Source organism: Variovorax sp. 01T439_2, assembly GCF_056398445.1.
On record NZ_JBFTPJ010000255.1, the window covers coordinates 1 to 12,061 of the forward strand.

Consider the following 12,061-nt stretch of genomic DNA (forward strand, 5'->3'; position numbering starts at 1 on the left):
GGGCAGCAGCGTGCGCACCATCTCCGGATTGCCGCCGAAGCCGTTGCAGGCGAGCAGCAGCGCGTCGCAGCCCAGCGTTTCGCGGCTGCCATCGGGCCGCAGGTAATCGACGCCGATCATGCGGTCTTCGGCGTCGAGAACCAGCGTGTCGACCAGCGCCTGGGTCAGCACCGGAATGCCCGCCGCATCGGCGGCTGCCTGCAGTGCCGCCATCAGCGACGCGCCGGTCTTCTGCGGCAACGCGTGCATCCGATGCACGCTGTGGCCCGGATAGAGAAAGCCGTCGAGCAGCATCCACCGCAGCCCATGCCGCTCCTGCAGCGCATCGAGCGCCGGGCCGATGGAAGCCGCATAGGCATCGACCAGCGCAGGCGCCGCTTGGCAGTGCGCCTTGGCCTGGATGTCGGCGGCAAAGCGCTCGGCACTGTCGCCCAGGACGCCATGCGCCCGCTGCGTGCGCGTGCCGGGCGCGGGGATGAAGCCCGAGGACAGCGCGGTCGAGCCGCTCGGCAGCGCGTCGCGCTCGAGCACCACGCAGTCCACGCCCGCATCGGACAGCATCAGCGCGGCCGTGAGCCCGCAGGCGCCGCCGCCGACGATGGCCACCGGCACGTGCACATCGGCCTCGACCTGCGCCGCGCGGCGGATGTGGCGCGAAGGGCCTGCCGTCATGCGAGCGAAGCGGTGAAGGCCGCGCAGTCGGTCACCTCGGCCACGTTGCGCATGTCGGCCAGCGAGGTCTGGTGGCGCTCCTCGCCGAAGGCCGCGCAGCCGTCGGCCAGCACCAGCGTTCGGTAGTCGCGCATGTGGGCATCGCGCACGGTGCTGGCCACGCCGCCGTTGGTCACAATGCCGCACACGGCCACGGTGTCGATGCCCGCGCGGCGCAGCACCCAGTCGAGCTGGGTGTTGAAGAAGGCCGAGTACGCGACCTTGCTGACCGTCACGTCGACCAGCCCGGCCAGCGCGTCGACRTTCGCCTGGCCCCAGCTGCCGGGCGCGAAGTCGCCCTTCTTCAGGTAGGGGCGCAGCGCCTTCAAGTGCGGCGACACCATCGGCTCGCCGGCCGCGTCGGGCCACAGCGTGAACTGGCTGGCCACCACGAGGCCGCCCGCGGCCTTGAGCGCGCGCGCCACCGCGGCCACGCGCGCCGGCAGCAGCAGCGCGGGCGGGTTGGTGTCGCCGCCGCGCGCATAGGCGCCCTTGGCGTCGAGAAAGTCGTTCTGCAGGTCGACGATGAGCAGCGCCGTCTTCGCCGCAACAGGTTTCGTTTCCGCGCTCATGACAGCCTCACCAGCAGGTTGCCGTGCGCGTCGACCTCGRCGTGGAAGCCGGGTTCGAGCCACACGGTGGTGTCGGCCTGCTCGAGGATCGCAGGCCCTTCGATGCGCGCGGCCACCGCTAGTTCGAGCCGTGCGTAGCGCATGGCCTCGTGCCACCGGCCGTGGTGGAACACGCGCTGCGTGCCCAGCGGCGCGGTGCTGCCCCGCCCTTCGGGTGCCAGCACCTTCAGGTCGAACTTGGGCCGCACGCCGATGCGCGCATAGCGCAGGTTCATCACGCGGATGGGGATGCCGTCGAGCACGCGGCCGAAGGCGGCCGTGTAGGCGGCCTCGAACGCGGCGCGAATGGATGGCCCCGTGATCGGCGTGCGGCCCGCATCGGCCAGCACCACGGGCAGCGTGTGCGTCTGGCCCGCATAGAGCATGTCGAGCGCGACCACCTCGCGCACTTCGTCGAAGCGCACGCCCGAGGAGTCGAGGCGCCGCTGGCAGGCCGCGGAGAGCTCGTCGATACGGCGCTGCAGGTCGGCCACGTCGAGTTCGGCGAGCGGCCTGTTGAGGGTCTGCACCGCGTCGTGCCGCATGTCGGCGATCACGCAGCCAAGGGCGGAGGTCACGCCGGGATAGCGCGGCACGATGCCGGTGGCCACGCCCACTTCGCGCATCATCGCGCACACATGCAGCGCACCGCCGCCGCCGAAGGGCATGTAGGCAAAGCGGCGCGGATCGTGCCCGCGCTCGATCGACACGAGGCGAATGGCGCCCGCCATGCGTGCATTGGCCACCGTGAGAATGGCTTCCGCAGCCGCATGCACGTCGAGACCGAGCGGGCGCGCAACGTGCTCTTCGATGGCCTGGCGCGACTTCTCTGCGTCCAGCGCCGCGAGCAGCCCGCCACCCAGCGGCCGGTCGGCGGCGATGCGGCCCAGCAGCACGTTCGCATCGGTCACGGTCGGGCGCATGTTGCCGCGTCCGTAGCACGCCGGCCCCGGCACACTGCCGGCCGACTCGGGACCGACCTGCAGCATGCCGCTCGCATCCACGGAAGCGATGGAGCCGCCACCGGCGCCGATGGTCTCGATCTGGATCATCGGCGAGCGGATCACCATGCCGAACTCGATGGCGGTCTGCGCGGCCAGCGCGGCCTCGCCGTTGGCCACCAGCGACACGTCGAACGAGGTGCCGCCCATGTCGCCGGTGATCGCGTTCGGAAAACCCGCCGCGCGCGCAATGGCCGCGCAGGCGATCACGCCGGCCGCCGGGCCCGAGAGCGCGGTGCGCACCGGCAGGTCGCTCGCGGTCTGGCGCGACATCACGCCGCCGTTGCTCTGCACCACGAGCAGCTCGCCCGCGAAGCCCTGTGCGCGCAGGTCGGCTTCGAGGCGGCCGAGATAGCTGCCGACCACCGGCTGCAGCGCCGCATTGAGCGTGGCGGTCGAGCAGCGCTCGAACTCGCGGATCTCGGGCAGCACCTCGCTGGCCGAGGTGACGTGCGGGTTGGGCCAGAGTTCGCGCACGGCCGCCACGGCGAGCCGTTCGTTCTCGGGGTTGGCGTAGGTGTTGATGAAGAACACGCACACCGCTTCGCAGCCCGCCTCGAGCAGCGAGCGCGCCTCGGCGCGCACCTGGTCCAGGTCGACCGGCGTGTGCAGCGTGCCGTCGGCCAGCACGCGCTCGTCGACTTCGCGGCGCAGGTCGCGCGGCACCACGGGCACGAAGCTGCCGCGCAGGCCCCAGGTCTGGGGCCGGTCGCGGCGGCGCATCTCGAGCACGTCGCGAAAGCCGCGCGTGGTGATGATGCCGGTGCGCGCCACCTTGCGTTCGAGCAGCGCGTTGGTGCCGACGGTGGTGCCGTGCACGATGGTGGCGATGACCGCGGCCGAATCGGCCACGCGCGCCACGCCGTTCATGAAGCCGCGCGCTTCCTCGCCGCGCGTGGAGGGCACCTTGACGATGCGCGCGCTGCCGTTAGCCTCGTCGAGCACGAACAGGTCGGTGAAGGTGCCGCCGACATCGACACCGACGACAAGGGATTTGCTTGTGGAGCTCATTCGGATGCCTTCTGCTTGCTGCCGGTAGCAGCCGTGACGTAGCCCATGGCCGCATCGGCTTCGCGCTGCGAAGCGGGGCGCTCGCCGGCACGGCCCCAGCCGCCGCCGCCGGGCGTTTCGAGCCGCACGCGCTCGCCGCGCGCGAGCTGGATGCCGCGCATCTTCGACACCATGGGTGGCGTGTGCCACTCGCCCGCGTTCTCGTAGCGGAACACGTTGAGGGCGCCCGGGCCGCCGCCCGCAATGCCCTTGGGCGGCGAGGTGCCGCGCTCGCCGAAGACGAACACCTCGGCGTCCTTCTCGAGCAGTTCGATCTCGTAGACGGCGCCGAGGCCGCCGCGGTGCCGGCCGTCGCCGCCCGAGTCGGCGCGCAGCGACCATTCGGTGAAGCGCACGGGGTACGCGGCCTCGAGGATCTCGAGCGGCGGGATCGTCGCGGTCGAGATCGGCGCGTTGCCATGCGAAAGGCCATCGCCGCCCGAATGGCCGCCGTGCCCGCCGCCGAAGAAGCTGAACATCACCCAGCGCTGGCCTTCGCGGCCCTTGTCGCTGCGGTGGCCGGCGATCGACAGCGCGTTGATGGTGCCGTAGGCCTGCGCCACGGCGCGCGTGGGGTCGGCCTGAGCGGCGGCGCTGAAGATCACGTCGATCATGCGCAGGATGGTCTCGGTGTAGCCGCCCACCGGGCGCGGGCGCTCGGCGCTGATCACCAGCTTGTCGGGAATCACGAAGTCGACCGCGTCGAGCACGCCGGCGTTCGCGGGCACGTCGGGGAACAGGTGCTTGAGCGCGACGTAGCAGGCCGCGACCGCCGTGGCGCGCGAGATGTTCACCGGGCCCGCGCATTGCGGCGAGGTGCGCGAGAAGTCGAGCGAGAGCCGGTCACCGGCCACCGTCATGTCGAGCGCGATGGTGAGCGGCTGGTTGACGATGCCGTCGTTGTCGAGCACGTCCTCGAAGCTGTAGCGGCCGTCGGGCAGCGAGGCGATGTGCGCGCGCATGAGGCGCAGCGCGCGGCTGCGCAGCTCGCCGAGCGCATTCAGCACCAGGCCGTCGCCGTATTCGTCGAGCAGGCCGTGCAGGCGCTTGGCGCCGAGCTCCAGCGCGGCGAGCTGGCCGTTGAGGTCGCCCCAGAGGCTGTCGGGCAGGCGCGTGTTCGCCTGCAGGATGGCGAGCACGTCGGCATCGAGCACGCCGCCCTGCACGATGCGCACCGGCGGAATCTGCACCGCCTCCTGCCAGCACTCGGTGGCGGCGGGGTTGTAGTTGCCGGGCACCGCGCCGCCCACGTCGTGCCAGTGCGCGGCCGAGGCCATGTAGCAATACAGCTTGCCGTTGCGGAAGAAGGGCTTGACCAGCTTGAAGTCGTTGGCGTGCGTGCCGCCGTCGTAGGCGTCGTTGCTGATCCAGATGTCGCCGTCCTTCATGCCGCCGCGCGGCGCGGCCGCCTTGGCGGTGGCGCGCACCGCGAAGGCCATGGCGCCCACGAACACCGGCAGGCCCGACTTGCCCTGCACCAGCGTGTCGCCGGTGGTGGCGTCGTAGAGGCCGTGGCAGGCGTCGTGCGCCTCGGCAATGATGGGATTGAACGCACTGCGGTAGAGCGTCGCGTCCATCTCGTCGGCCACCTGTTCGAGGCGGCCGCGCAGCACGGCGAGCGTGACGGGGTCGAGGGTGTCGTTCATGTTCAGTCCACTTTCGCGCCACTGGTCCTGACGACCTTGGCCCATTTGTCGATCTCGCGTTTGACGTGAGCAGTGAATTCGGCCTGGGTGGAGCCGACGGGCTCGGCGCCCAGAGCCATCAGCTTCTCGCGCACGTCGGGCAGCTTCAGGATGCGCTGCACCTCGGCCGAGAGCTTGTCCACCACGGGCTGCGGCGTGCCCCTGGGCGCGAACAGCCCCGACCATGCATCGGCGTAGAAGCCCGGGTAGGTCTCTGCGATGGTCGGCAAGCCGGGCAGCGAGGGCGCGCGGTGCAGGCTGGTGAGCGCAATGGCGCGCAGCTTGCCGGCCTTGACGTGCGGCAGCGCCGAGGGCAGGCCGTCGACCATCATCTGCACCTGCCCCGCGAGCAGGTCTGACACCGCCGGCGCGCTGCCCTTGTAGGGCACGTGCGTGATGTCGACGCCGGCCTCGGACTTGAGCATTTCCATGCCCAGGTGCGCGGCCGTGCCGTTGCCGAGCGAGGCGTAGTTGAGCTTGCCGGGCTCCTTCTTCGCGAGGGCCACGAGCTCGGCCAGGTTCTTCGCGGGCACCGAGGGATGCACCACCAGCACGTTGGGCACCACCGCCACCTGGCTGATGGCGACGAAGTCGGCCACCGGGTCGTAGGGCATCCTGCTGTAGAGCGAGGTGTTGATCGCATGCGAGCCGGTCACGCCCATCACCAGCGTGTAGCCGTCGGCCGGCGCCTTGGCGACGAGATCGGAGCCGACGTTGCCGCCCGCGCCCGCACGGTTGTCGACCACCACCGGCTGGCCCCAGTGCTCGCCCATCTTCACGGCGACCAGGCGCGCCGCCGCATCGGTGGCACCGCCCGGGGGGAACGGCACGACGATGCGGATCGGCTTGTCCGGAAAGCCGTTCGCCTGTGCGGCGGCGGCGAGCGGCAGGCAGGCAAGGAGCAATGTGCTCGCAAGATGGCGCAGGAGTTTCATGGTGGTGGGCCTGTGAGGAATGAAGGATTCAGGCGGCAAGCTGCTGCCACAGCGCACGAAGACGGGTGCCGGCGGGCGCGTCCAGCACGCCGTCGCAGAAGCGCGCGGCCTGCGGGCCCGGCACGCTGTGCGCGGCGTAGTGCGCGAACTTGGCGGCGAGCGCCGCGCGGTCGAGCGGATGGGCGGCATCGCCCGTGATGGTGCCCACGGTCTGCGCGAGCATRCCGCCCGCGTGCACCACCTGGAGCGTGGCGCCGCGCTGCTTGCGCGCCGTGAGGCCGGCATCGGTTTCGAGCACGACCAGGGCTTCGAGCCGGCGCAGCTCGGCATCGTCGAAGCGCGGTGCGGCATAGGCCGAGGGGTCGACATCGCCGAAGCGCAGCATCGCCGCGACGCCGAAAGACAGGCTGAACTGCGCCTGGATCGGCGTGCGAGGCGCGCGGTTGCCGCAGTAGACGATGGCCTCTTCGTATATCTTGAGCACGATGCCCTGGATGCCGGTGGTGTACTGGGCCAGCTGCTCGCGGATCTGGCGCGCGGCAGTGGGTCGCGAGCTGGCAAGCCGCGATGTCGATGGCCTGCACGATGCCCGCCGGCGGCAGCGCGAGCAGCCGCGCCACGCCGGCCGCCACGCCCAGCGCGGGCCAGTTCGCATCGACATGCATGCCGGGCCGGATGCGCAGCCAGGCGCCGCAGCGCGCGCCGACCTCGTAGCCGAGCACGAAGGCATCGATGAACTCGCCAAGGCTGGCACCGCGCCGCAGCGCGAGCGGCAGCAGCGCCGCCACCAGCGGCACGCCGGGCCGGCCGTGCGCGAGTGCATGGCCTTCGCAGGCCTCGTCCCAGGTCGCGGCCATGGCCAGCACCTGCGCGGCGGCCTGCACCGCCATCGGCGGACCGCCGGGAAAAGAAAAGTCGCCGGGTTCGCAGGCTGCGAGCGCGGCTTCGAGGCGCTGCACCTCGCTCGCATGCCGGCCCGCGAGCGCGCAGCCGACGGTATCGGCCAGCAGGCGCCGCGCCTGCGATGCGGCCTCGGCGGTGGCCGGCTGCGCCGCGTGCAGCGCCACCGTGGCCTGCAGCACGGCGCGTTGCGGATCGTGGTCAGCGCCCCGCATCGGCTTCTTTCTTGGTGGCCATGCGCCGGCGCAGCAGCTGCAGCAGGCCGCCGGCATCGACCATGTCCATCAGGAAACCCGGCACGGGCTCGCAGGCGAGCATGCGCGCATCGGCGGTGCGCACGGCGGGCGTGCGGGTGTCGAGCACGATGCGTTCGCCATCCTGCAGCGACTCGGCTTCGGCGCAGGTCAGGAGCAGCAGGCCCACGTTGAAGGCATTGCGGAAATACAGGCCGCTGTACGAAGGCGCGATCACCGCGGCCACGCCCAGCTGCACGAGCACGGCCGCGGCCTGTTCACGCGACGAGCCGATGCCGAAGTTCGGGCCGGCCACGATCACGTCGCCGGGGCGCACGCCGCGCGCGAAATCAGGGCGGACGGCTTCGAGGCAATGCTTTGCGATGACGTCGATGCCGTGCTTCATCGCATGGCCGGGCGCGAGCGCATCGGTGTCGATGTCGGCGCCCAGGCGACACACCCGGTGCAGGGTTTCCGCAGTCATGCGAGCACCTCGCGCGGGTCGGTCACGCAGCCGCGCAGTGCGGCCGCCGCCACCGTGTAGGGCGAGCCCAGGTACACCTGCGCGGTCGGCGAGCCCATGCGGCCCTTGAAGTTGCGTGCCGTGGTCGAGATCACCGYGATGCCGTCGCCCATCGGATCGCCGTAGCCCGAGCAGGCGCCGCAGGCGGTCGGGAAGAGCTCGGCGCCGGCGTCCATCAGCACCTGCAGCACGCCCTCTTCGCGCGCCCGCTCCTGGTCGTGCAGGCTGGCCGGCGCCACGATCAGGCGGATGCCCGCCGCCACCTTGTGGCCGCGCAGCACCTGGGCCGCGGCGCGCAGGTCGTCGAGCTTGGCGCCGGTGCAGGCGCCGATGTAGGCCACGTCGACATGCGTGCCCAGGTAGCGGCTCACGCCGTGCGCGTTGGCCGGGCTGTGCGGCGCGGCGACGTAGGGCTCGAGCGCGGCGGCGTCGAAGCGGTGGTGYGTGAGCGCGGCGCCTTCGTCGGTGAACCACGGCGCCATGTCGACCGGCGGGGCACCGGCTTGTGCGAGGAATGCGGCGGTGGTGGCGTCGGGCGCGATCAGGCCGGCCTGCGCGCCCAGCTCGGCGCTCATGTTGGAGAGCGTCATGCGCTCCTGCATCGACAGCGCGGCCACGGCCGGGCCCGCGAACTCCACCGCCTGGTAGCGCCCGCCGTTCATGCCGAAGCGGCCGATCATGTGCAGCATCATGTCCTTGGCGGTCACGCCGGCGGGCAGCGCGCCGTCCCACCACATGCGGATGGTCTCCGGCACGCGCAGCCAGATCTCGCCGGTGACCATCACGCCCAGCATCTCGGTGCTGCCGATGCCGAACATGTAGGCGCCGAATGCGCCGCCCGTGGGCGAATGAGAATCGCCGCCCACGCACAACATGCCGGGGCGGATGTGGCCATGCTGCGGCACCACCACGTGGCAGATGCCCTGGCTGTCGTACACGTGCGGCAGCTGCTGGTCGCGCGCCCAGTCGCGCGCAATGCGCACGATGCGGCGCGAATCGTCGTCGCGCTCGGGCACGTAGTGGTCCATCACGAGCACCACGCGCGAGCGGTCCCAGATCTGCGCGCCGAGCTCCTCGAGCATCGGCTGCAGCCGGCGCGGACCGGAGGAGTCGTGGAACATGGCCATGTCGACGCCGCAGGTCACGATCTCGCCCACCGCCACCTGCGCGCGGCCGCTGGCGCGCGCGATGAGCTTCTGCGCCAGCGTCTGCGCCGGCGCGCGGTCTGGAGCGTTGGAGGTCATTCCGGCTTGGCTCCCGAGAACTTGACGACCTTGGCCCAGCGCGTGATCTCACTCTGCACGAAGGCGGAGAACTGTTCGGACGAATTGCCCACCGGTATCGCGCCCTCGGTTTCGARCCGCTGGCGCATGTCGGCCTGCTGCAGTGCATGGCGCGCCGCGTCGCCGACCTGCTTCACGCGCTCCGCCGGCATGCGGGCCGGGCCGAAGAGGCCGAACCATGCGCTCGACTCGTAGCCCGGCAGCGCCTCGGCAATGGCGGGCACGTCGGGAAAGGCCGGCAACCGCCTGGCCGTGGTCACGCCCAGCGCCCTGAGCTTGCCGGCCTGGATGTGCGCCTTGACGTTGCCCACGGCCGCGAACATCAGCTGCACCTGGCCGGCGAGCACGTCCTGCACGGCGGGCGAGGTGCCCTTGTAGGGGATGTTCACGATGTCGACGCCCGACTGCATCTTGAAGGCCTCGCCCGCCATGTGCAGCGACGAGCCCACCGCGCCGATCGCGAAGTTGAGCTGGCCCGGCTTCGCCTTGGCCAGCGCAATGAGTTCGCGCACGTCCTTCGCGGGCACCGACGGATGCGCGACGAGGATCGAGGGCGAGGTCGCCACGCAGGTGAGCGCGGTGAAGTCCTTCACCGGGTCGAAGGGCAGCGCCGGATAGAGCGTGGCATTGATCGCATGGCTGGTGAAGCTCATCAGCAGCGTGTTGCCGTCGGGCGCGGCCTTGGCCACGGCTTCGGCCGCGATGTTGCCGCCCGCGCCGGGCCGGTTCTCGACGATCACCGTGCGGCCGAGCGCCGGGCCCATGCTGACGGCCAGCGAACGGGCCAGCGTGTCGGTCGAGCCGCCCGCGGGCGCACCGACGAGGATGCGCACCGGCGCATTGCCGATCTGCGCGAACGCGCTGCCGGCAAATGCGGCAGCCAGTGGAAGAAGAAGGGTGTCGCGTCTCTTCATGTGTCTTGTCTCCGAGGAAATCGGGGGTATCTCAATGTGATGTGCGGGCTTCAGAGCCCCAGGTAGGCGCGCCGCAGTTCGTCGCTGCCGAGCAGCTCGCCGGGCAGGCCCGAGAAGCGAACGCTGCCGTTCTCCAGCACGTAGGCGCGGTCCGCGATCTCGAGCGACTGGCCCACGTTCTGCTCCACCAGCAGTACCGCGAGGCCGCCGTCGCGCAGTTCGCGGATCAGCGTGAACATCTCCTCCACCAGCCGCGGCGAGAGGCCGAGCGAGGGCTCGTCGAGGATCAGCAGCACGGGCTCGGCCATGAGCCCGCGCGCGATGGCCAGCATCTGCTGCTCGCCGCCGCTCATGGTGCCGGCGTGCTGCGCCATGCGCTCGCGCAGCCGCGGGAAGATGTGGAACATCTTCTCGACATTGGCCGCGCGGCGCTCGCGCGCCCGCGTGAAGGAGCCGAGTTCCAGGTTCTCCAGCACGCTGAGGTTGGGAAACACCTTGCGGCCCTCGGGCACCTGGATCAGGCCCGCCTTCACCACGTCGCGGTAATGCGCACCGCTCAGGTCCTTGCCATCGAAGCGCACCGTGCCGCTCCAGGCGGGGCACAGGCCGCAGACCATCTTGTTGAGGGTGGACTTGCCCGCGCCGTTGCTGCCGAGCAGCGCGACCATTTCACCGGCGTTCACCTGCAGGTCGACGCCGCGCAGCACCTCGACGCGGCCGTAGCCGCCGTGCAGGCCCTGGATGTCCAGCAATGCAGTCATTCGGCAGCTCCCGATGCCGCCTTGCGCAGCCGCGCCGCGGTGCCATGGCCCAGGTAGGCCTCGACGACCTTGTCGTCGGAGGTCACTTGCGCCGGGCTGCCTTCGGCAATCAGCTGGCCCTGTGCCAGCACCCACACATGCTCGGCCAGGTGCATCACCGCCTGCATCACGTGCTCGATCATCAGCACCGTGACGCCGCTGTCGGCAATGCCGCGCACCACCGGCATCATCTCGGCGATCTCCTGCGGGTTGAGGCCTGCAAGCACTTCGTCGAGCAGCAGCAGGCGCGGGCGCGTGGCCAGCGCGCGCGCCAGTTCGAGCCGCTTGCGACCGGCCACCGTGAGGTCCGAAGCGGCCTTGTCGAGCTGCGGTGCAAGGCCCACGCGCAGCGCGATGGCCTCGGCATGCGCCAGCGCCTCGCGGCGGCCGCACAGGTGCAGGTGCGCACCGACCGCGATGTTCTCGCGCACCGTCTGCGCCGCAAAGGGCTTGACGATCTGGAAGGTGCGCGTCATGCCGAGCAGCGCATTGCGGTGCGGCTCGCGGCCGGTGATGTCCTGGCCCGCGAAGCGCACGCTGCCGCTGTCGGGCTTGAGGAAGCCCGACATCAGCGCGAAGAGCGTGGTCTTGCCGGCGCCGTTGGGGCCGATCAGCGCGCTCAGGCTGCCCTCCTTCACCGACAGGCTCACGTCCTGCACGGCCTTCAGTCCGCCGAAGGAACGCGAGAGCCCGCCCACGGCCAGCAGCGCCTCAGTCATGGCGGCCTCCCTGCTTCGCATTCCACAGCTGCCGCACCGACAGCCCCAGCCCCGCGACGCCGCGCGGCAGGAAGATCACGATCACGACCAGCACCGTGCCGTAGATCACCATGTTGATGCCCGGCAGCTCGCCGAACAGGTTGCGCGTGAAATCCGACAGCAGGTGCAGCACGACCGCGCCCAGCACCGGGCCCCACAGCGTGCCCATGCCGCCCACGATGGCCGCCACCAGCGCTTCGACCGAGACGGCCGGGCCGTAGGCGATGCCGGCGTCGATGTACTGGAACACCTGCACATAGAACGCGCCGGCCGCACCCATGAAGGCGGCCGAGAGGCCGATGGCCGCGAGCTTGACGCGAAACGGGTTCACGCCCACGGCGCGCGCCGCATCCTCGTYGTCGCGCACGGCCTGCAGGTAGGCGCCGAAGCGGCCGTTGCGCAGCCAGCAGGTGACGAGCAGCGCCAGCACCACCATGGCCAGCACCAGCCACAGGTAGCCGGCGCGCGAGGCGAACTGCAGGTTGGCCGCCGACTCGCGCAGCGGCACCATCAGGCCCACGCCGCCGCCCGTGAAATTCACCGACAGCGCGAGGATGCGGAACACCTCCGCGAAGGCCAGCGTGACGAGCGCGAAGTAGGAGCCCTTGAGGCCATAGCGGAAGCTCAGCGCGCCGACGAAGAGCCCGACCCCCGCGG

The 12,061-nt window shown here is 71.0% G+C and carries 12 protein-coding genes and 1 pseudogene; all 13 read right to left on the reverse strand.

Features of this window, described 5'->3' with window-relative positions:
* Positions 1-672, reverse strand: a 672-nt coding sequence (locus AC1DOC_RS14010) for an FAD-dependent oxidoreductase (protein ID WP_478129955.1), incomplete at its 3' end; no start/stop codon positions are given.
* Positions 669-1,283 (reverse strand): cysteine hydrolase family protein, encoded by a 615-nt coding sequence (locus AC1DOC_RS14015; RefSeq protein ID WP_478079523.1) that lies wholly within the window; start codon positions 1,281-1,283, stop codon positions 669-671. The genes AC1DOC_RS14010 and AC1DOC_RS14015, both read right to left, overlap by 4 nt.
* Positions 1,280-3,334 (reverse strand): hydantoinase/oxoprolinase family protein, encoded by a 2,055-nt coding sequence (locus tag AC1DOC_RS14020; protein ID WP_478129956.1) that lies wholly within the window; start codon positions 3,332-3,334, stop codon positions 1,280-1,282. Before AC1DOC_RS14020 ends, AC1DOC_RS14015 begins: the two co-directional genes overlap by 4 nt.
* The gene (locus AC1DOC_RS14025) at positions 3,331-5,019 is read right to left on the reverse strand and encodes a hydantoinase B/oxoprolinase family protein (protein WP_478079525.1); all 1,689 of its coding nucleotides are present in this window, start codon (positions 5,017-5,019) and stop codon (positions 3,331-3,333) included. Before AC1DOC_RS14025 ends, AC1DOC_RS14020 begins: the two co-directional genes overlap by 4 nt.
* A 2-nt stretch (positions 5,020-5,021) precedes the next feature.
* Positions 5,022-5,993, reverse strand: a complete 972-nt coding sequence (locus tag AC1DOC_RS14030; RefSeq protein WP_478079526.1) for a tripartite tricarboxylate transporter substrate binding protein — start codon at positions 5,991-5,993, stop codon at positions 5,022-5,024.
* Positions 5,994-6,021: 28 nt separating this feature from the next.
* Entirely contained in the window at positions 6,022-6,477 is a 456-nt protein-coding gene (locus AC1DOC_RS14035; protein WP_478129957.1) for a hypothetical protein, read from the reverse strand.
* A gap of 109 nt (positions 6,478-6,586) precedes the next feature.
* A pseudogene (locus AC1DOC_RS14040) lies at positions 6,587-7,165 on the reverse strand (MmgE/PrpD family protein); the annotation flags it as partial.
* A complete protein-coding gene (locus tag AC1DOC_RS14045; RefSeq protein WP_478079528.1) occupies positions 7,095-7,610 on the reverse strand; it encodes a LeuD/DmdB family oxidoreductase small subunit in 516 nt (171 codons plus the stop codon). The gene AC1DOC_RS14045 and the pseudogene AC1DOC_RS14040, both read right to left, overlap by 71 nt.
* On the reverse strand, positions 7,607-8,893 hold the full coding sequence (locus tag AC1DOC_RS14050; RefSeq protein ID WP_478129958.1) for a 3-isopropylmalate dehydratase large subunit: 1,287 nt from the start codon (positions 8,891-8,893) through the stop codon (positions 7,607-7,609). The genes AC1DOC_RS14045 and AC1DOC_RS14050 overlap by 4 nt, the downstream gene beginning before the upstream one ends.
* Entirely contained in the window at positions 8,890-9,846 is a 957-nt protein-coding gene (locus AC1DOC_RS14055; protein WP_478129959.1) for a tripartite tricarboxylate transporter substrate binding protein, read from the reverse strand. The genes AC1DOC_RS14050 and AC1DOC_RS14055 overlap by 4 nt, the downstream gene beginning before the upstream one ends.
* Before the next feature lie 50 nt (positions 9,847-9,896).
* The gene (locus AC1DOC_RS14060) at positions 9,897-10,607 is read right to left on the reverse strand and encodes an ABC transporter ATP-binding protein (RefSeq protein WP_418146761.1); all 711 of its coding nucleotides are present in this window, start codon (positions 10,605-10,607) and stop codon (positions 9,897-9,899) included.
* The gene (locus AC1DOC_RS14065; protein ID WP_478079530.1) at positions 10,604-11,365 is read right to left on the reverse strand and encodes an ABC transporter ATP-binding protein; all 762 of its coding nucleotides are present in this window, start codon (positions 11,363-11,365) and stop codon (positions 10,604-10,606) included. Before AC1DOC_RS14065 ends, AC1DOC_RS14060 begins: the two co-directional genes overlap by 4 nt.
* Positions 11,358-12,061: branched-chain amino acid ABC transporter permease (locus AC1DOC_RS14070; protein WP_478129960.1), on the reverse strand; the 704-nt coding region annotated here is incomplete at its 5' end. The genes AC1DOC_RS14070 and AC1DOC_RS14065, both read right to left, overlap by 8 nt.

Bases quoted from the DNA above. Each gene is read 5' to 3' on its own strand.
- AC1DOC_RS14025 (WP_478079525.1), bottom strand. From the start codon at position 5,019: ATGAACGACACCCTCGACCCCGTCACGCTCGCCGTGCTGCGCGGCCGC.
- AC1DOC_RS14045 (WP_478079528.1), bottom strand. From the start codon at position 7,610: ATGACTGCGGAAACCCTGCACCGGGTGTGTCGCCTGGGCGCCGACATC.
- AC1DOC_RS14065 (WP_478079530.1), bottom strand. From the start codon at position 11,365: ATGACTGAGGCGCTGCTGGCCGTGGGCGGGCTCTCGCGTTCCTTCGGC.
- AC1DOC_RS14030 (WP_478079526.1), bottom strand. From the start codon at position 5,993: ATGAAACTCCTGCGCCATCTTGCGAGCACATTGCTCCTTGCCTGCCTG.
- AC1DOC_RS14060 (WP_418146761.1), bottom strand. From the start codon at position 10,607: ATGACTGCATTGCTGGACATCCAGGGCCTGCACGGCGGCTACGGCCGC.